General features: G+C 71.2%; 21 protein-coding genes. 8 read left to right on the plus strand and 13 right to left on the minus strand.

Annotated elements, in window-relative coordinates; translation table 11 throughout:
• Positions 1-20 precede the first annotated feature (20 nt).
• A complete protein-coding gene (locus AB0H62_RS46900; protein ID WP_360592595.1) occupies positions 21-1145 on the plus strand; it encodes a glycerate kinase in 1125 nt (374 codons plus the stop codon).
• A gap of 249 nt (positions 1146-1394) precedes the next feature.
• On the opposite strand, the gene AB0H62_RS46905 is transcribed toward AB0H62_RS46900, so the two are convergent.
• The gene (locus tag AB0H62_RS46905; protein WP_220237709.1) at positions 1395-1691 is read right to left on the minus strand and encodes an iron-sulfur cluster biosynthesis protein; all 297 of its coding nucleotides are present in this window, start codon (positions 1689-1691) and stop codon (positions 1395-1397) included.
• 301 nt (positions 1692-1992) lie between these two features.
• On the opposite strand from AB0H62_RS46905, the gene AB0H62_RS46910 reads away from it, so the two are divergent.
• The 4 genes from AB0H62_RS46910 to shbA all read left to right on the plus strand — a co-directional run bounded on the left by AB0H62_RS46910 (position 1993) and on the right by shbA (position 4102).
• On the plus strand, positions 1993-2481 hold the full coding sequence (locus AB0H62_RS46910) for a GtrA family protein (protein WP_360592596.1): 489 nt from the start codon (positions 1993-1995) through the stop codon (positions 2479-2481).
• A 55-nt stretch (positions 2482-2536) separates the two neighbouring features.
• Positions 2537-2875 (plus strand): DUF202 domain-containing protein, encoded by a 339-nt coding sequence (locus AB0H62_RS46915; RefSeq protein WP_220247445.1) that lies wholly within the window; start codon positions 2537-2539, stop codon positions 2873-2875.
• Positions 2872-3177 (plus strand): DUF202 domain-containing protein, encoded by a 306-nt coding sequence (locus tag AB0H62_RS46920; RefSeq protein WP_220237707.1) that lies wholly within the window; start codon positions 2872-2874, stop codon positions 3175-3177. Before AB0H62_RS46915 ends, AB0H62_RS46920 begins: the two co-directional genes overlap by 4 nt.
• A gap of 253 nt (positions 3178-3430) precedes the next feature.
• A complete protein-coding gene (gene shbA / locus AB0H62_RS46925) occupies positions 3431-4102 on the plus strand; it encodes an RNA polymerase sigma factor ShbA (RefSeq protein ID WP_255637632.1) in 672 nt (223 codons plus the stop codon).
• Positions 4103-4106: 4 nt separating this feature from the next.
• On the opposite strand, the gene AB0H62_RS46930 is transcribed toward shbA, so the two are convergent.
• The 3 genes from AB0H62_RS46930 to AB0H62_RS46940 are packed head-to-tail and all read right to left on the minus strand — an operon-like array spanning position 4107 to position 6261.
• Positions 4107-4937: an amidohydrolase family protein gene (locus tag AB0H62_RS46930; RefSeq protein ID WP_220237706.1), complete on the minus strand. Its 831-nt coding sequence runs from the start codon at positions 4935-4937 to the stop codon at positions 4107-4109.
• Complete coding sequence (locus AB0H62_RS46935; protein WP_220237705.1) at positions 4934-5914, minus strand: aldo/keto reductase; 981 nt, start codon at positions 5912-5914, stop codon at positions 4934-4936. The genes AB0H62_RS46930 and AB0H62_RS46935 overlap by 4 nt, the downstream gene beginning before the upstream one ends.
• A complete protein-coding gene (locus tag AB0H62_RS46940) occupies positions 5911-6261 on the minus strand; it encodes an L-rhamnose mutarotase (RefSeq protein ID WP_220237704.1) in 351 nt (116 codons plus the stop codon). The genes AB0H62_RS46935 and AB0H62_RS46940 overlap by 4 nt, the downstream gene beginning before the upstream one ends.
• Before the next feature lie 80 nt (positions 6262-6341).
• Between AB0H62_RS46940 and AB0H62_RS46945 the strand changes: the two genes are divergently transcribed.
• Complete coding sequence (locus AB0H62_RS46945) at positions 6342-7073, plus strand: FadR/GntR family transcriptional regulator (protein WP_220237703.1); 732 nt, start codon at positions 6342-6344, stop codon at positions 7071-7073.
• A 104-nt stretch (positions 7074-7177) separates the two neighbouring features.
• Here AB0H62_RS46945 and AB0H62_RS46950 read toward each other — a convergent pair whose 3' ends face one another.
• From AB0H62_RS46950 to AB0H62_RS46975, 6 genes are read right to left on the minus strand one after another with little or no spacing between them, the layout of a single operon-like run.
• On the minus strand, positions 7178-8194 hold the full coding sequence (locus AB0H62_RS46950) for an ABC transporter permease (protein WP_220237702.1): 1017 nt from the start codon (positions 8192-8194) through the stop codon (positions 7178-7180).
• Complete coding sequence (locus tag AB0H62_RS46955) at positions 8187-9710, minus strand: sugar ABC transporter ATP-binding protein (RefSeq protein ID WP_360592597.1); 1524 nt, start codon at positions 9708-9710, stop codon at positions 8187-8189. The genes AB0H62_RS46950 and AB0H62_RS46955 overlap by 8 nt, the downstream gene beginning before the upstream one ends.
• A complete protein-coding gene (locus AB0H62_RS46960) occupies positions 9707-10741 on the minus strand; it encodes a sugar ABC transporter substrate-binding protein (RefSeq protein ID WP_360592604.1) in 1035 nt (344 codons plus the stop codon). The genes AB0H62_RS46955 and AB0H62_RS46960 overlap by 4 nt, the downstream gene beginning before the upstream one ends.
• Positions 10742-10784: 43 nt before the next feature.
• Positions 10785-11543, minus strand: coding sequence for an SDR family oxidoreductase (locus AB0H62_RS46965; RefSeq protein WP_360592598.1), 759 nt, complete (start codon positions 11541-11543; stop codon positions 10785-10787).
• Positions 11540-12841: an enolase C-terminal domain-like protein gene (locus AB0H62_RS46970; RefSeq protein ID WP_354863716.1), complete on the minus strand. Its 1302-nt coding sequence runs from the start codon at positions 12839-12841 to the stop codon at positions 11540-11542. Before AB0H62_RS46970 ends, AB0H62_RS46965 begins: the two co-directional genes overlap by 4 nt.
• Before the next feature lies 1 nt (position 12842).
• Positions 12843-13703, minus strand: coding sequence for a fumarylacetoacetate hydrolase family protein (locus AB0H62_RS46975; protein ID WP_360592599.1), 861 nt, complete (start codon positions 13701-13703; stop codon positions 12843-12845).
• A gap of 258 nt (positions 13704-13961) precedes the next feature.
• Here AB0H62_RS46975 and AB0H62_RS46980 point away from each other — a divergent pair, with 258 nt between their 5' ends.
• Entirely contained in the window at positions 13962-15029 is a 1068-nt protein-coding gene (locus tag AB0H62_RS46980; RefSeq protein WP_255637627.1) for a DUF2235 domain-containing protein, read from the plus strand.
• Between the two features lie 3 nt (positions 15030-15032).
• On the opposite strand, the gene AB0H62_RS46985 is transcribed toward AB0H62_RS46980, so the two are convergent.
• Positions 15033-15503, minus strand: a complete 471-nt coding sequence (locus AB0H62_RS46985; protein WP_360592600.1) for a GNAT family N-acetyltransferase — start codon at positions 15501-15503, stop codon at positions 15033-15035.
• Between the two features lie 40 nt (positions 15504-15543).
• The gene (locus AB0H62_RS46990) at positions 15544-16770 is read right to left on the minus strand and encodes an FAD-dependent oxidoreductase (RefSeq protein ID WP_360592605.1); all 1227 of its coding nucleotides are present in this window, start codon (positions 16768-16770) and stop codon (positions 15544-15546) included.
• Positions 16771-16972: 202 nt separating this feature from the next.
• Between AB0H62_RS46990 and AB0H62_RS46995 the strand changes: the two genes are divergently transcribed.
• Entirely contained in the window at positions 16973-17176 is a 204-nt protein-coding gene (locus AB0H62_RS46995; RefSeq protein WP_220237697.1) for a hypothetical protein, read from the plus strand.
• Positions 17177-17402: 226 nt separating this feature from the next.
• On the opposite strand, the gene AB0H62_RS47000 is transcribed toward AB0H62_RS46995, so the two are convergent.
• On the minus strand, positions 17403-17540 hold the full coding sequence (locus tag AB0H62_RS47000; RefSeq protein WP_360592601.1) for a hypothetical protein: 138 nt from the start codon (positions 17538-17540) through the stop codon (positions 17403-17405).
• Positions 17541-18003 lie beyond the last annotated feature (463 nt).

The raw sequence follows: 18003 nt of genomic DNA on the forward strand, positions 1-18003 counted from the left end.
CCGGTCGGATCGGTAACGCCGTGACTCGTGTCGTCATCGCCCCGGACAAGTTCAAGGGCAGCCTCACCGCGGTCGCCGCGGCCGAGGCCATCGCCCTCGGAGTGCGCGACGCGCTGCCCGACGCCGACATCGCCGCCTGCCCCGTCGCCGACGGTGGCGAAGGCACGCTCGAAGTGCTGGAGAACGCGGGCGGCGAGCTCGTGCGGCTCTCGGTGCGCGGTCCGCTGGAGGACCACGTCGACGCGCGGTACGTGGTGCTCGACGGCACGGCCTACATCGAGTCGGCGCGCGCGTGCGGCATCGAGTTCGTGGACCCGACGCCGGAGACCGCGCTGGCCGCGCACACGTGGGGCGTCGGCGAACTGCTCGGCGACGCGCTGTCCCGCGGTGCTTCCCGGCTCGTGCTGACCGTCGGCGGCACCGCGAGCACCGACGGCGGCGCCGGCATGCTGGCCGCCCTGGGAGCCGGAGTCTTCGACGCGTTCGACGCCCCCATCGGCCTCGGCGGCGGCACGCTCTCGCGCGTCGCGAAGGTCGAATTGGGTCCGGCGCGCGAACGGCTGGGCACGGTGCCGATCACCGTCGCGACAGATGTGACCAACCCGCTCATCGGCCCCGACGGCGCCGCGGCGGTCTTCGGCCCGCAGAAGGGCGCGCGGCCGCACGAGGTGACGGAGCTGGACACGGCGCTCGGCCGCTGGGCTCAGACACTGGTCAACGCGGGCGCCCCGGACGTTTCGGCGGTCCCCGGCGCGGGGGCCGGCGGCGGTGTCGCGGGCGGCGCCATCGCGGGTCTCGGCGCCACGGTCGCGTCGGGCTTCGACCTCATCGCCGGTCTCACCGGCGTCGACACGGCTCTGGTCGGCGCCGACCTCGTCATCACGGGCGAAGGGTCACTCGACTCGCAGAGCCTGTCGGGCAAGGCGCCCGCCGGCATCGCCGCCCGGGCCGGTCGTGCGGGCGTGCCGCTGATGGTCCTGGCCGGGCGCATCCAGCTCGACGCCGCCGGCCTCGCCAGCCTGGGCGTGGTCGGCAGCAGCGCGCTCATCGACCACGCCCCGTCCCTCGACCACGCGCGCACCCACGCGGCCGAACTGCTACGCGCACGCGCCAGCGACCTGGTCCGCACCTGGGCCACCCGCTGACTGTGTCTTGGCCCCGGCTCCGCCGGGGCGGCGAGATCGCCTTTGAGCCGGCTTCCGGATTGGGCGGTCGGATCGGCCGGGGGCCGATCGCACCGCCCAATCCGGAAGCCGGCGCGATCTCGCGCTGTGGTCGCCTAGGCGCCGGTCCGGGTATGTGTCTGAGTTGCGCCGGAGGTCGATCTCGCCGCTCGCTCCCAACCCAACACGCGATCTCGCGTTAGGGGCGGTCGGGAAGCGGGGGCAGACTATTCAGCTTTGCTGCGGAAGTACCGCGAAGGCCACGTCGCCGGTTTCGTCCTGCTGGACGTCGAGGACCTTGTCGTCCAGGAGGGCGGCGGCCTGGGGTTCGAGGAAGACCTTCGCGCCGGCGTCGGTGCCCACGACGCGGTCGCCGTCCTGGGGAGCGGGGGCGACGGAAAGCGCGAGCTGAGCACCCTCGCCCTCTTGCACGCTCTGGAGGGCGAACCGCAGCCCGCTCTCCTCGGCGCCTTGTTGAGCCGTCAGCGCGGAGATCGCCTCGGCGGCGGCTTCGGTCACGGTCAGCATCTTCGGCCTTCCCTTCGTCGCGGTCGGATGCGATGGGTTTTCACGCTAGGGGCGCCCGTTCGGCAGCGCAGCGTGAGCGGCGCCCGCGCCGGGAAGCCGTGGGACCGGTCACAAACGCGTTTGAAAACCGGGCGTTCTGCCCACACGCGGGCGCGAGTGCGCGCGAACACCCGAGAACACGGAATAGCCGGCGCGCCGGATGGGCTGAACCAAAGGCGCGGAGTCCCTGTCAGCGGGATCACAAGTGTTCATCGGCTTCATCAGGTTCACAAGTTTGTGAAGCAGAGGTAGCGTCAAGATCATGACCACCACCAGGTGGACGCCCCGGCCGCCGCTTTTCCACCGGGACCCGCAGCGTCACCACGAGGACCACGAGCTCGGCGGACACGCCGCCTGGTACCTCGTCGCCGGCGGCGTCACCACGGGCCTGCAGGCCGTGCTCTTCCTGGTCCTGCGCCCCGAACTCGGCTCGCAGTGGGCGAACCTGGTGGCCATCGCGCTCACCACGGTCGGCAACACCGAGTTCCACCGCCGCGTCACGTTCGCCGGGCGCGCGAGCAAGGCCGGCCAGCGCCACCTGCAGGACTTCCTCACGTTCGTCTTCTACGCCGGGTACGGCTCGATCGTCCTGGCCACCCTCGACGCGTTGGTCAGCCACCCGACGGCGTGGGACGAAACGGCCAGCCTGCTGGCCGCCAGCTTCATCGGCGGGGTCGTGCGGTTCGCCGTGCTGCGGTGGTGGGTCTTCGCCCACGCCGAGCCCGAAGCGCCCGCCGCGGACCACGACTAACGTCCGGGCAGTGTCGGAAGAGAAGCTCGACCCGCCCCACGGCGAACCACCCAGCATCGGCCCCCACAGCGGTGGCACCGAACCGGACTACCGGTTCACCCTCGCCAACGAGCGGACGTTCCTCGCGTGGCTGCGCACGGCCCTGGGCCTGCTCGCCGGCGGTGTCGCGGTCCACCAGCTGGTGCCGAGGCCCGTTGCGATGAGTTCCGTGCTCGCCGGGCTGTGCGTGGTGCTCGCGGCGATCCTCGCGGCCGGCGCTTACCCGCGCTGGCGGCGCGTGCAGATCGCCATGCGCGCCGGGCAGCCGCTGGCCCGCAGCTCGATGATCCTGGTGCTCACCGTGGGAGTGTTCCTGCTGATGGCGGCCGCCGTGGTGCTGGTGATCGTGTCGTGAGCCGGCCCTTCGCGAACGGCGCCCAGCCCGAACGCACCGGCCTCGCGTGGCGCCGCACCGCGCTGTCGGCCGCCGCGTGCGCGGTGCTGCTGCTGGGTGCCGCGGTGCGCAACGAAGGCGCGTGGGACATCGTCCCGGCGGCGTTCGCAGCCCTCACCGCACTGGCGCTCGCGGGGGTCGGCCGACACCGGGAGCGATCACTCCGCACGGACCCCGAGCCGCCCGCACTGAAACCCGTTCTACCCGCGGTGGTGGCCACCCTCTGTTGCGCAACGGCGCTGTCACTCTTGGTGACGTACTGAGTGGACAGTCCGCACATCCTGCGAGCAGCGAATCGTACTGTGCGTTGACTGGTCTCGATTTTATCAAGACCACTGCTGCTAACGGGGTATTCGTAGTTGAAATCTGGACTGTCGGCCCGCGACCCGCATAGGGTTACGGAGCGTCGCAATGACGGCAGCAACTACTCGATCATCCGGAGTAGCTGCGACCGCAACATCACAGAGTGTTGACCCCAAGACCAGCGACGGTCGCAGGGTCGCCGGGGAGACGACCATGACAGCACCGTCGAAGACGTCCCATACCGAAGCAGCCGCCGACGAAGCAGACGTGCCAGGCTACGTCACGCCGGAAACGCTGCCGAGGCCCGCGGGCCGGTTGACCAAGGAAGACCTCGACCCGCTCGTGGTCGCCGCCGGCCGGGGGGACCAGCGCGCGATCACCGAACTGCTCCACGTGCTGCGGCCCGTGGTGGCCCGCTACTGCCGGGCGCGCATGGGCGGGCGCGACCTGTCCTACCTCTCGGCCGACGACGTGGCGCAGGACGTGAGCATGGCCGTCCTCAAGGCCCTGCCCGACTACCAGGACCGAGGCGGGTCGTTCCTCTACCTCGTGCACGCCATCGCGGCCAACAAGGTCGCCGACGCCTACCGCGCCGTCGCGCGGGACCGGTCCGAGCCGGTGCCCGAGCTGCCGGAGCGACCCCTGTCGGGAACCGGCAACGAGCCCGAGTCGTATGCGCTGCGGCTCGACCTCGGTTCCCGCCTGCAGGAGATGCTCACCCGCCTCGCTCCGCTGCAGCAGGAGATCCTGACCCTGCGCATCATCGTCGGCCTGAGCGCCAACGAGACCGCCGAGACGCTCGGCATCTCCGCCGGCAACGTCCGCGTCACCCAGCACCGCGCGCTCACGAAGCTGCGCGACATGGTGCAGGGCGAAGACTTCTGACGCGTCAACCGAGTCCGTACACGCGTTTCGCCGTGTACTCGAATACGTCGAGCCGTTCCGGGTCCGTCAGCGGGCCTGTGAGGGACATGGCCGCGTCGAGCACGACCTCGTAGGCCGCCGCCAGCTCGCACACCGGCCAGTCGGTGCCGAACAGCACGCGGTCGGCGCCGAACGAGGTGAAGACGTGGTCGGCGTAGCGGCGCAGGTGGCCCACCTGCCACTGCTGCCAGTCGGCCTCCGTGACGAGCCCGGAGAGCTTGCACGCCACGTTGTCCCGCGCGCCGAGCGATGCGATCCCGTCGGCCCACGGCTGCCACTCCCGCGCCCCGATGGCCGGCTTCGCCGCGTGGTCGAGCACGAGCCGCAGCTCCGGCAGCTGCTCGGCCACCTTCCGCGCCGCCGCGACCTGCGCGGGCGCCACGAGCAGGTCGTACACCAGCCCCGCCGCCCCGACGGCCGCCAGGCCACGCAGCACGTCCGGACGCAGCAGCCACTCCGGGTCGTCCTCGTTCTCGACCTGGTGGCGGATGCCCACGAGCGGGCCCAGCTCCTTCAGCCGCGCCAGCCGGTCGGCGACGTCGGGCGCCGTCAGGTCCACCCAGCCCACCACGCCGGCGATCACCGGCTCGGCCGCCGCGGCGGCCAGGAACTCCTCCGTCTCGTCCTGGTCGGGCAGCGTCTGCACCAGCACGGTGGCGTGCACCCCGGCCGCGTGTGTCACCGCGCGTAGATCGTCCACTGTGTACGGACGCCGGATCGGGTCCATCGCCGCGCCGGCGAGCCACGGGTAGTCGCGGCGGGTCGGGTCCCACAGGTGGTGGTGGGCGTCGATCACTGCGGTCCTCCAGACGTCACGGGCCGGCCGACGGCGTCCGCGCGCAGCAGGCCGGCGTCGACGAGGTCGGTCCACAGTACGGCGGGCACGACCTTGGCCGCGCGGCGCGCGTTCACCGCCACCTGCCCGGCGTCGTGCGCGCCGACGACCACCGACACCACGGCCGGGTGCGAAGCCGGCAGCGCGAGCGCGGCCTCCGGCAGCTCGACGCCGTGGCGGGCGCAGATCTCCGCGATCCTGCGTGCCTTCTCGACGAGTTCCGCCGGCGCGGCCGCGTAGTCGTAGATCGCGCCCGGTTCCGCGGTGGCGAGGATGCCCGCGTTGAACACACCGCCCGCGACCACGCCGACGCCGCGTTCGAGGCACAGCGGCAGCAGGTCGTCGAGCGCCGGCTGGTTGAGCAGGGTGTAGCGCCCGGCCATGAGCACGTGGTCGAGGTCGAAGCGGCGGACGAACTCGGTGAGCATCGGCGTCTGGTTCATCCCGGCGCCGACCGCGCCGATCACGCCCTGCTCCCGCAGCTCCAGCAACGCGGGAAACGCGCCGCTCACTGCTTCGGCGAAGTGGTCGTCCGGGTCGTGCACGTACACGATGTCGACGCGGTCGAGGCCGAGCCGGTCGAGGCTCGCCTCCAGCGACCGCAACACGCCGTCGCGGCTGAAGTCCCAGCGCCGCCGGTAGGTGGCCGGCACGTCGAAGCCCTGGTCGTCGCGCTCGCCCGGAGCCGCGGCGCGGGGTTCGAGCACCCGGCCGACCTTGGTGGAGAGAACGTACTCGTCTCGCGGGTACGCGGCGAGTGCCGCGCCGAGGCGCCGTTCGGAGAGCCCGAGCCCGTAGTGCGGGGCGGTGTCGAAGTAGCGGATGCCCTCGTCCCACGCACGCCGCACGGTCGCGGTCGCCGTGTCGTCGTCGATCGCCTGGTAGAGGTTGCCGAGCTGCGCGCCACCGAGCCCGAGCGGGGAGAGCTTCACGTTCACTCCTTCACCGGAAGTTCCCAGACGAGCCCCAGGGCCGTCGAAGTATCGGACCAGTCGTCGTCCGTGTCGAGCAGCCGGTTGATGCGGATCTGCCACTCGATGTCGGCGGGATCGTCGGCGAGCGCGGCCTTCATGGCGTCGAAGTCGTCGACCTCCACGAAGTGGAACAGGTCGAGCCCGCTGCGCCAGATCCGCCACGTGCGCACGCCGGCGCGCCGCAGCGCCGCGTCGAGCTCGGGCGGGATCACGGCGTGCACGGACTCGTAGGTCGCCTCTTGACCCGGTTTGAGCCGAGTGCGAAGAGCAACCCTTTCAGGGGCAGAGTGCGGTGCCGAGCCGTGGGTCATGAGCCCTCCTGACGAGTTACGTGGCACTCTGTGTTCAGAACACCGAAACATCCGAGGTCTCTTGAGGGAGGGCGGTCTCGATGCCCGTCACCGATGTCGCGATCGACAAGATCAAGGACATGATCATCTCCGGGGAGCTCGCGCCGGGCGACCGGCTGCCCAAGGAAGCCGAGCTCGCCCAGCGGCTGGGGCTCTCGCGCAGCTCCCTGCGCGAGGCCGTGAAGGCGTTGTGCCTGATCAGGGTGCTCGACGTGCGCCAGGGCGACGGCACGTACGTGACCAGTCTCGAGCCGAACCTGCTGCTCGACGCCATGACGTTCGTGGTCGACTTCCACCGCGACGACACCGTGCTCGACTTCCTGGCCGTGCGCCGGATCCTCGAGCCGGCCGCCACGGCGCTGGCCGCGCTGCACATGAGCGAGGACGACATCACCGAGCTCGGCGCCCTGCTCGACGAGCTGGCCGACGCGCCGACGGTGGAGGCGCTCGTGGCCAACGACCTGCAGTTCCACCGCAAGATCGCCGATGGCTCGGGCAACCCCGTGCTCTGCTCGCTGCTCGACAGCCTGTCGGGGCCCACGGCGCGGGCGCGGATCTGGCGCGGCCTCACGCAGGAGGGCGCGGTCGCGCGCACGCGTGAGCAGCACACGGCCATCTACGAGGCCATCGCCGCCCGTGAGCCGGAAGTGGCCCGGTCGTGGGCGACCGTGCACGTCGCGGGGGTCGAGCAGTGGCTGCGCAGCACGCTCACGCAGACCGGCACGGACGCCGACAGCCCGGCCGACGACAGCGCCGAAGCCGCCGCCTCGTGAGCGTCGCCGAGGCTCTGTGAGGAGCCCCTCGAGGGACTCTGAATCCCTGGAGGGGCCCTTCACGGAACGGCGATAAGGTCGGATGATCACGGCCCAGGCGCCGATCAGGTCTGCGGCTTTCCGCCGGCGTAGCGGCTGATGATCAGGGCGATCAGGATGATGCCGCCGTAGATCGCCTTCAGCCATTCCGCCGGCACCTGCGCGATGCGCAGCAGGCTGTCCACCGACTGCAGGAGCAGCACCCCGGTCACGGCGCCGACGAGCGTGCCCTTGCCGCCGTCGAGCGAGACACCGCCGATCACCGCCGCGGCGAAGACCTGCAGGATCAGGCCGTCACCCTGGTCGGCGCCGAGCGCGCCGACGTAGCCGGTGTAGGCGAGGCCGCCGATCGCGGCCAGCACACCGGCGACGATGAACACCGCCCACGAGATCCGGTCCACCCGGATGCCCGCCGCGCGCGCCGCCTCGCGGTTGCCGCCGATCGCGTAGAGCGAGCGGCCGACGCGGTGGTAGCGCAGGCCGAGCCCGAACAGCAGGAACAGCACCGCCGCGAGCCACACCGACATCGGCAGCCCGGCGAACGTCGTGGTCGCCAGCGCCGTGAACGCGTCGAGCTGGTCGAACAGCGTCTTGCCGTTGGTGGAGCCGATCTGCGTGCCGCGCAGCACCGTGAGCATCGCCAGCGTGACGATGAACGCGTTGAGCTTGAGCTTCACGATCAGGAAGCCGTTCACGAGCCCGATCAGCGCACCCACCACGGGGATCGCGAGCAAGCCCAGCGCGGCCGGCCAGCCCGTGCCGAAACCCGACGACGTCGCCGGGATCACCAGCATCGCGCCGATCGCGGGTGCAATGCCCATGGTCGATTCGAGCGACAGGTCGAACTTGCCCGTCAGCAGCACCAGCGATTCGCCCAGCACCACCAGCGACAGCGCGGCGGCGGCCGAGAGGATGCTGATCACGTTGTCGAACGTGAAGAACGAGTCGCTGATCAGCCCGCCGATCACGAACACGACCACGAGCGCGGGCAGCAGCGCCAGCTCGCGCAGCCACAGCGACTTGCGCCGTTTCGGGGGCGCCGCGGGCAGCGCCGTCTGCGGATCGCTCATCAGCTCAGTCATGGAGCCCGACTCCTTCGATGTCGGCCACGAGGTCTCCGTCGGACCAGCCGGCCTGGTGTTCGGCGACGACGGCACCGGCGCGCAGCACCAGCACCCGGTCGGCCAGGCGCAGGTCGTCGAGCTCGTCGCTCACGATCAGCACCGCCTTGCCTTCGGCCCGCACCCGGTCGATGACCGCGAGCAGAGCCTCCTTCGACTTCACGTCCACGCCGGCGGTGGGGTTGATCAGCACGACCACCCGCGGGCCGCTCTCCAGCGCCCGGGCGAGGACCACTTTCTGTTGGTTGCCACCCGACAGGTCGGCCACCGGCTGGTCCGGCCCGGCCGCCACGATGTCGTAGGCGGCCAGCGCGCGGGCCCCACGGTCGCGGCGTGCCTTCGGCGATGCGAACCCGGCCGGGCCCATGCGGTCGAGCACCGACAGCGTGGCGTTGTCCATGATCGAGTGCTCCAGCACGAGCCCCTCGTGGTGACGGTCGCGCGGCACGCAGCCGATCCCGGCGTGCACCGCGGCCGGGATGTCGCCGGGTGGCAACGGTTTCCCGTCCACCGCCACGGTTCCCGCCGAAGGCGAGCGCAACCCGTACACGGTCTCGGCCACCTGGTGCTTGCCGCTCGCGTTGCTGCCGGCCAGCCCCACGACCTCGCCGCGGTGCACCCGCAGCGACACGTCGTGGAAGCCGTCGCCGGACAGCGCGTCGACGGTGAGGACCTCGGCGGCGTCGACCGCCAGCGGATCGCGGCTCGCCGCGTCGCGCACGGAAAGCCCGCCCTGCTCGCCGGTCATGGCGTCGACCAGCTGTGGCCGGCTGACGTCGGCGACCGGCGCGGTGAGCACGTGCTTCGCGTCGCGCAGCACCGTGACGGCCTGGCACACCTCGTACACCTCGTGCAGGTGGTGGGAGATGAACAGGAAGGTCACGCCGCTGCGCTGCATCTGGCGCATGCGTTCGAAGAGCCGCTCGATGGCCTGGCTGTCGAGCTGGGCCGTGGGCTCGTCGAGCACGATGAACCGTGCGCCGTAGCTCAGCGCGCGGGCGATCTCCACGAACTGGCGGTCCTCCACCGAAAGCTCACCCGCGGGCGTGTCCACGTCCACGCGGACGTCCCACGAGTCGAGCAGCGCGCGGGCCTGGCGGCGCAGCTTGCGCCAGCCGATGGCGAAACCGCCGCGCGCCTGCCGGTTGAGGAACAGGTTCTCGGCCACCGTCAATTGGGGCACCACCATGGCGTGCTGGTACACGCACGCCACGTGGGCCTTCCAGTCGTCCTGTTTGGACAGCGACGGCGCGGGCACGCCGCCGAACTCGACGCTCCCGGTGTCCGGAAGCGACAGTCCGGTGAGGATCGACACGAGCGTGGACTTGCCCGCCCCGTTGCGGCCGACCAGCGCGTGCGACTCGCCGGCGTGCACGGTGAGGCTCACGTCGTGCAGGGCCACGGTGGGCCCGTAGCGCTTGCCGACGCCGTGGGCACTCACCACCGGCGCGGCCGTCTCGGGGGCGGCCGCGCTCACAGGTTGTTACCCCACAACGCCTTGTCGTCCACGTTGTCCTTCGTCACGACCGGCGCCGGCAGCTGGTCCTCGAGGATGCCGGGGCTGATCTCGACGATCGTGGAACCGTGGTCGGTCGGGCCGGGCTGGAACTTCTCCCCTGCCATGGCCTTCTTGAGCCAGTACATGCCGTACTTGGCGTAGGCGTCGGCCGGCTGCGACACGGTGGCGTCGAGCTCGCCCGCACGGATCGCCGCGAGCTCCTGCGGGATGCCGTCGTTGCTGACCAGCACCACGTGGCGCGGGTCGCTCGTCGGGAAGAACAGGTTCTTGCGCTTGAGCGCCTGCTCGGTCGGCGCGAGGTACGTACCGCCGGCCTGCATGTAGACGCCCTTGATGTCGGGGTTGGCGGTGAGCAGGCTGTCGAGGCCCGAGGACGCCTTGTCGGCCTTCCACTCCGCCGCGATCTCCAGCACCTTGATGTCCGGGTACTTGGCCTTCATGCAGTCGCGGAACGCGGCCGAGCGGTCACGGCCGTTCACGGAGGCGAGGTCACCCATCACCTGCACGACCTTGCCGCTCTTCACGCGCTTGCCGATCTCTTCGCACGCCTTGGTGCCATACGCCTTGTTGTCGGCGCGCACGACCATGGCGACCTTGCCGCCCTCGGGCGCGACGTCGACTGCGACCACGGGCACGCCCTTGTTCTCGGCCTGCTTCAGCCCGGCCACGATCGCGGCGGAGTCGATCGGCGTCACCACGAGGCCCTTGACGCCCTGGTTGAGCAGGGTGCCGATGTCGGTGATGAGCTTCGCCGCGTCGTTGTCGGCGTTCACCGTCGGCAGCGCGTCGAGGCCGGTCTCCTTCGCCATCTGCGGCACGTAGTTGTTGTAGGCCTGCCAGAACGGCGAGGTCAGCAGCGGCAGCGTGGCCCCGATCTTCCCGCCGGTGTCGCCACCGCCGCCCGCCGACGCCGCGGGTTTGTCCTTCGTAGACCCACACGCGGTCAGAACCAGACCACACGCGGCCGCCGCGGCGGCGAACCGGATCACCTTCGTACGCACCGCATCCTCCTTGATGACATGCAAACGGGCACTAGTTCTGCACAGGTCCCCGCGGACGCAGGCCGTGCATGCCGCCGTCGACCGCGAGCGCGGTGCCGGTGGTCGACGCGGACAGCGGGCTGGCGAGGTAGGTGATGGCGCTCGCGACCTCGTCGGCGGTCACGAGCCGGCCCATCGGCTGGCGGGCGGCCAGGGCCGCGCGTTCGGCGGCCGGGTCGGCGGCCGCGTCGAGCAGGCGCCCGACCCACGGCGTGTCCGCGGTGCCGGGGCACACGCAGTTCACGCGGATGCGGTCGGGCAGGTGGTCGGTGGCCATCGCGAGCGTCAGCGACAGCACCGCGCCCTTCGTCGCGGAGTACAGCGCTCGCTGCGGCAGGCCCGCCCACGCGGCGATGGAGCACGTGTTGACCACGGCCGCCGACGGCGAAGCCTTCAAGTGCGGCAGCGCGGCGCGCGTGACCCGGACCATGCCGACCACGTTCACGTCGTACACGCGGTGCCACTCGTCGTCGCTGTTGTCCGAGACGTCGCCGGCCGCGCCGATGCCGGCGTTGTTGACCAGCACATCGATCCGCCCGAAGCGCTCGGCGACGGCGTCGATCGCGGCCCTGACCTCGGCGTCGGCCGTGACGTCGCACCGGAAGCCGGCCAGCGGCTCGGGCACGTCGTCGGTCTTGAGGTCCAGCACGGCCACCCGCGCGCCGCGCTCGGCGAGCAGCGTGGCCGTGGCCAGGCCGATCCCCGAAGCGCCGCCGGTGACCACGGCGACCAGGCCGTCGAACTCGCTCACTGGGCGTCCTCCGTCCACTCTGGACCGTCCGGGAAGCGGAAGCGGCGCAGGGTCGCGTCGTGCATCCGCGCGGAGAACCCGGGTGCGGTCGGGGCCAGGTACCGGCCGTCACGCACGACGGCCGGGTCGGTGAAGTGCTCGTGCAGGTGGTCGACCCACTCGATGGTGCGGTCGGTGTCCTCGCCGGAGACGGCCACGAAGTCGAACATCGACAGGTGCCGCACCAGCTCGCACAGCCCGACGCCGCCGGCGTGCGGGCACACCGGAACGCCGAACTTGGCCGCCAGCAACAGGATCGCGAGGTTTTCGTTCACCCCGCCGACGCGCGCGGCGTCAAGCTGCAGCACGTCGATCGCGCCGGCCTGCAGCAGCTGCTTGAACACCACGCGGTTCTGCACGTGCTCGCCGGTCGCGACCTTGATCGGCGCCAGTGCTTTCGCGATGGCCGCGTGGCCCAGGATGTCGTCGGGCGAGGTCGGTTCTTCGATCCAGTACGGGTCGAACGGCGCGAGCTCCGTCATCCAGGACACGGCCGTGGCCACGTCCCAGCGCTGGTTGGCGTCCACGGCGATGCGGATGTCCGCGCCCACCGTCTCGCGCGCCAGCTTCATGCGGCGCACGTCGTCCTCGAGGTTGCCGCCGACCTTCAGCTTGATCATCTCGAAGCCGTCGGCCACGGCCTGTTCGGCCAGGCGCACCAGCTTCGCGTCGGAGTAGCCGAGCCAGCCGGGCGACGTGCTGTAGGCGCGGTAGCCCTCGGCTTCGAGCTTCGCGATCCGCTCCTCGCGGCCGGGTTCGGCGGCGCGCAGGATGTCGAGCGCCTCCTGTTCGGTCAGCGCGTCGGACAGGTACCGGAAGTCCACGAGCGACACCAGCTCTTCCGGTGTCATGCGGGCCGCGAACTTCCACAGCGGCAGGTCGGCCCGGCGCGCGGCGAGGTCCCACGCGGCGTTCACGACCGCGCCGATCGCCATGTGCGCCACGCCCTTTTCCGGGCCCAGCCAGCGGAACTGCGAGTCGCCGATCAGGTCGCGCGAGAGCCGGCCGAGCGCGTTGGCGTCCTCCGGCACTTCGCGGCCGACGACGTGTGGCGCGAGCGCGCGGATCGCGGCGGCCTGCACGTCGTTGCCGCGGCCGATGGTGAAAGCGAGCCCGTAGCCGTCGGGGCCGAGGTCGGTGTGGAGCTCGACATAGGCGGCCGAGTAGTCGGGGTCGGGGTTCATGGCGTCCGAGCCGTCGAGCTCCCGGGACGTCGGGAACCGGACGTCGAGCACCTCCATGCCGATGATCTTCGCCATGTCAGGCCTGCCTCAGCGTCTGGCGCTGGCGGCCGAGGCCGTCGATCTCCAGCTCGACGACGTCGCCCTCGCGCAGGTACGGCTTCGGCTCCGGCTGCCCGAGCGCGACGCCCTCGGGGGTGCCGGTGTTGATCAGGTCGCCGGGGCGCAGCACCATGAACTGGCTCAGGTAGTGGATGATCTCGGCGACGGTGAAGACCATGTCCTTCGTCGAGGAGTCCTGCACCTTTTTGCCGTTGACCCAGGTGCGCAGCCCGAGGTCCTGCGGGTCGGGCACCTCGTCGGCGGTCACGAGCGCCGGGCCGAGCGGGTTGAACGTCTCGCAGTTCTTGCCCTTGTCCCACTGTCCGCCGCGGTGCAGCTGGAACTCGCGCTCGGAGACGTCGTTGGACACGACGTAGCCGGCCACGTACTGGAGGGCCTCCTCGACGCTGTCGAGGTAGCGGGCCTGCTTGCCGATCACGACGCCGAGCTCGACTTCCCAGTCGGTGCTGGTCGAGCGGCGCGGGATGAGCACGTCGTCGTCCGGGCCGACGATCACGTCGGGGGCTTTCATGAACAGCACCGGTTCCGTCGGCACGGCGGCGCCGGTTTCCTCGGCGTGCCGGCGGTAGTTCATGCCGATGCAGAGAACCTTGCCGGGCGAGGCCAGCGGCGGGCCGACGCGCAGGCTCGCGGTTTCCGGGCCGGCGGCGGGCAGCTCGCCGGCTTCGAGCGCGGCGGCGACGCGGGCGAGGCCGTCGGCCGCGAGGAACGCGCCGTCGACGTCGGCCGTGAGGCCGGAGAGGTCGTACAGGGTGCCGTCTCCGGCACGCACGAACGGTCGCTCTTCTCCCGCGGCTCCGAGACGCACAAGCTGCACGGACGTTCCCCTCTCACCACAGCCACATCAAGACATCCGATGTATAGCGCATGGGCGGCGTGGGATCCAGAGGTCTGGAGGATTTGGTGTCAAAATTGATCGGATCACCCTGGCGGGCACCCTGGCCGATGGTCCCTCCGCCCGAGCGTGGGTTCCCGCCCGTTTTTCCTTGTCACACCGTGTCTTCGGTACCGATTCGGCCGAACCCGTTGAAAACCGCGCCGGGTCGTGAATTGATGGCCCCCGACTCTTCGACCGATGAACGAGGTGCGGATGCCCAAGCGGATCGTGATCTGCTGCGACGGCACATGGGACTCGGCGGACATGGCGGACGTGGTCGACGGCCACACCCCGGCACCGACCAACGTCACGCAGCTCGCACTCGCCGTGGCGCCGGTCGACGAAGCAGGGACCGAACAACGGGCCTTCTACCAGTCCGGCGTCGGCACCAAACGGCAGAAGCTGCTCGGCGGCGCGTTCGGCGTGGGGCTCTCGCGCAACATTCAAGAGGCCTACCTCTTCCTGGTCCGGACCTACGAACCCGGCGACGAGATCTTCTTCCTGGGCTTCAGCCGCGGTGCGTACACGGCCCGCAGCACGGCCGGGCTCATCCGCAACTGCGGCCTGCTGCGCCGCGAACACGAGCACCGGGTGAAGCAGGCGTACGGGCTCTACCGTGACCGTTCCGACAAGACGCACCCGCGGTCCACCGAGATGGCCCTGTTCCGCAAGTCCTACGCGCACGAACCGCGGATCCGCTTCATCGGCGTGTGGGACACGGTCGGCGCGCTCGGCGTGCCGCTGACCGGGTTCTGGCCGTTCGACGTCTTCAACCGCCGGTTCCAGTTCCACGACACGGCACTGAGCGCGACCGTCGACGCCGCCTACCAGGCGCTGGCGATCGACGAGCACCGCAAGCCGTTCACACCGTCGGTGTGGGCGCCTCCCACCGAGGGCGTGACGCACCACGTGGAACAGGTGTGGTTCGCCGGTTGCCACGGCGACGTCGGCGGTGGCGGACGGACCCAGCACGGCCTCGCCGACGTCACCTTGCGCTGGCTCGCCGACCGAGCGCGGTCGTGCGGCCTGGCGCTGGAACCCGGCCTCGCCAACGAACCCGACGCCCTGGGGCCGATCCACCCGTCCCGCACGGGCTTCTACCGCCTGCTGCCCTCCATGACGCGCGGAATCGGCACCACGGACCCGAAACACGAGTACGTCGCCTCCAGCTCCGTCACCCGCCACAAGCGCGCTACGGACTACGCGCCGCCGAACCTGGTGGGGTACCTGGCGCTGGACGGGCCGGTCATCCAGGTGGAGGTCTGAGCCTCACCCGGGTGCCGGCCCAGGCGAGAGCCGGTAGACCAGCTGCGGGAGCAGCCGGCCCGGAATGGATCCCGAGAGCACGGAGCCGATCCGGACCGCGCCCATCTTCCGGTAGAAGTCCTCGGCGAACGGGTCGGAGCCGATGATGAGCCGCTGAAAGTCCAGCGTGCGGGCCGTGTCCACCGCGTGCTGCCACAACCGGCGGCCGACGCCGGTACCGATGTGGTCAGGCTCGACGAAGAGGCAGGCGAGCTCACCTTCGGGTGCCTGACCGGCCAGGGTGTAGAACCCGACCACGTGCTCGCCGATCTGCGCCACGGTCGCTTTCCCCGCGACCAGGTCGTCGGGTCGGAGGGTCAGCTCGGTTCGGCATGCCTCCAGGAACGCCTCGTCGTAGCCCCAGTGAGCCTTCGACCGCAGCGTGAGCGCGCTGAGGTCGGCGGCTTCATGGGGCTGAGCGGCGCGAAGCAGCATGCCTTTCACTGTGCCTTCGGTGCCACTGGCGATCAAGCCATCACCCGAGGTTTGCGAGGTTGCCCGACTTCAGGTCCTCGTCACGCACCTTCATGCGGCCGTCCACCAAGCGCTGCAACGCATCCCCGTCGTCCCACTGGTTCACGTTCATCGCGGCGTGTACTTCGCCCTCGGCGCCGACCCAGAACGCCGTGAAGTCGCGCGCCGCGAGGTCGCCGCGGACGACGAGGCGGTCGCGGTCGAGGTCGGCGAGGCCGCGGTACTCCATGCCGAGGTCGTACTGGTCGGAGAAGAAGTACGGCGAATTCAGGTAGGGCTCGTTCTCCCCCAGCAGGTTCCCGGCCACGTGGGCGCCCTGCGTACGCGCGGTCGCCCAGTGCTCGACGCGCACGCGGTGGCCGTAGCGGGGGTGGAAGTGCGACGCGATGTCGCCGACGGCGTAGACGTCCGGGGCGGCCGTGCGCAGGCCCGCGTCGACCGCGACGCCGCCGTCGTCCGAGAGCTCGAGGCCTGCCGTGTGGGCGAGTTCCACGCGCGGGGCGGCGCCGACGGCCACGAGGACCACGTCGGCGAGCAGCTCCTCACCGCTTTGCAGCCGCACGCCACGCACGCCGCTCGGGTCGCCCGTGACCTCCGCGACGTGCCCGCCCAGACGCCAGTGCACGCCGTGTTCTTGGTGCAGGGACCGGAAAACCCCGGCCACCTCGGCGCCGAGGACCTTCCCGAGCGGCAGGCGCCCGGGCGCCACCACGGTCACGTCCGCGTCGTGCGAACGCGCGGCCGCCGCGGCCTCGGTGCCGATCCAGCCGGCGCCGATGACCACCACGCGCCGGGCGTCGACGAACGCCGTGCGCAGGCTGAGCGAGTCGTCCAGCGTGCGCAGCGTGTAGAGGCCCGGGAAGTTGCCGCCGGGCGCGGTCAGCGGACGCGGACGGGAACCCGTCGCGAGCACGAGGCGGTCGAAGAGGTGCTCGCCGCCGGCGTCGTCGAGCACGAGGCGCGCGCCGAGCTCCAGGCGTGTGGCGGTGAGTCCGGAAGTGAGCCGGATGGCGTGGGCGTCGTAGAACCCGGCCTCGTGCACCCAATCGGGTTCGTCAGTGGTGCCCAGCAGCACGCCCTTCGACAGCGGCGGCAGCTCGTAGGGCCGGTGCGGGTCCGAACCCATCAGCAGCACGTCGCCGCCGAAGCCCTTTTCCCGCACGGCGGCGGCAGCCGAGGCCCCCGCGAGACCGGCCCCGACGATCACGATCTTGCGCGGTTGCGCCATCCCGGACATCCCGACCTCCCGCGTCCCCACCACCTGCCGCGTGGACGCTACTCCCGTTGCGCGGACGGCACATCCCAGGTGAACCCGCCAGGACAACCCGTCGGTAGGCAATTCGGGTGAACCCGCGTAAGAGCCGCGTGAGGCGCTCGTCCCACCCCCGCACGAAGCACGATCGCAACGCGGAATCGGGAGGGCGAGAGCCGTGACAGACCGGGACGAGTGGTCGATCGGCTGCCGGGATCTGGCGGGCAGGCGCAGGGATGTGACGGTGTTCGTGAGCAGCGACGACAAGATCGTGCTCGTGGCGCCGCCAGGCGAAGCGGCCGTGCTCGGGCCCCTCGACGTCGGACGTCTGCGGGCCGCGCTGCGCGACGCCGTGGTGGCCGTAGCGCAGCACCCGGAGTGACCGTGTCTTCTGCCTCGGCTCCGCCGAGGCGTGCGAGATCGCCTTGGAGCCGGCGCGATCTCGCTCCGTGGTTGCCTGAGGACCTTGGCGAGGCCCGTGCGTCGTCGCCGTGGCAGACCGCCCGATCCCCACCACCGGTGCCCTCACCGAGCCCTCCCCAGCCTCGACCCGGCCGCCTACGCCGGACGCTTCACCGCCCCTCCTCGGTCTCCACCCGGCCGCGCACTCACGCCTCGACCACCTCGGCGCCGGCCACGACCTCACCGCCGGCGACTGCCGACCGCGCCGCGAACGTCACGAGCACCCGCCGCCGCCCAACGACCTCCTCGATCGGTCGGCAGCTCTCGTCGCGAAGGCGCTGCAACAGCGCCGCAGATCCTGCCGCCGCCCAAGGCCGCGCGACCGAACCGGCTAGTCTCGTGGCCCCGACCCACCCAGCTCGTCGCCCACCTGGCCCGCTACGGCCTGCCAACGACCTCCCCTGATCAGGCGGCGGCGCTCGTCGCGGAGGCGCAGCAACGACGGTCGCACAACCTGTCACTGCCCAAGGCCACGCGGCCGAACCAGCACACTCCTGGCCCCCGACCTCGCCCGGCTCCTAGCCCACCTGGCCTACCGCGTAATGCCGGAGTCCGCTCAGGAAGCCCGCGAACAGCCGCGCCCGCCCGCACCGGCCTCACTCACCGCCACCGCCACCCGACTACTCTGGCCCCGCCGGGCCAGCCCCCGGCCCGGGGCCCTATAGGCAACCACAGCGCGAGATCGCGCCGGTGTTGGGATTGAGCGGGGCGATCGGCCCCCGGCCGATCCGACCGCTCAATCCCAAC

This window comes from Amycolatopsis sp. NPDC050768 (assembly GCF_040654155.1).
Taxonomy (GTDB): Bacteria; Actinomycetota; Actinomycetes; order Mycobacteriales; family Pseudonocardiaceae; genus Amycolatopsis.

Coding starts and splice junctions, on each gene's coding strand:
- AB0H62_RS46985 (WP_360592600.1), bottom strand. CDS start 15,503: ATGCTGCTTCGCGCCGCTCAGCCCCATGAAGCCGCCGACCTCAGCGCG.
- AB0H62_RS46950 (WP_220237702.1), bottom strand. CDS start 8,194: ATGACTGAGCTGATGAGCGATCCGCAGACGGCGCTGCCCGCGGCGCCC.
- AB0H62_RS46970 (WP_354863716.1), bottom strand. CDS start 12,841: ATGGCGAAGATCATCGGCATGGAGGTGCTCGACGTCCGGTTCCCGACG.
- AB0H62_RS46940 (WP_220237704.1), bottom strand. CDS start 6,261: ATGACCCACGGCTCGGCACCGCACTCTGCCCCTGAAAGGGTTGCTCTT.
- AB0H62_RS46910 (WP_360592596.1), top strand. CDS start 1,993: ATGACCACCACCAGGTGGACGCCCCGGCCGCCGCTTTTCCACCGGGAC.
- AB0H62_RS46990 (WP_360592605.1), bottom strand. CDS start 16,770: ATGGCGCAACCGCGCAAGATCGTGATCGTCGGGGCCGGTCTCGCGGGG.
- AB0H62_RS46905 (WP_220237709.1), bottom strand. CDS start 1,691: ATGCTGACCGTGACCGAAGCCGCCGCCGAGGCGATCTCCGCGCTGACG.
- shbA (WP_255637632.1), top strand. CDS start 3,431: ATGACAGCACCGTCGAAGACGTCCCATACCGAAGCAGCCGCCGACGAA.
- AB0H62_RS46945 (WP_220237703.1), top strand. CDS start 6,342: ATGCCCGTCACCGATGTCGCGATCGACAAGATCAAGGACATGATCATC.
- AB0H62_RS46980 (WP_255637627.1), top strand. CDS start 13,962: ATGAACGAGGTGCGGATGCCCAAGCGGATCGTGATCTGCTGCGACGGC.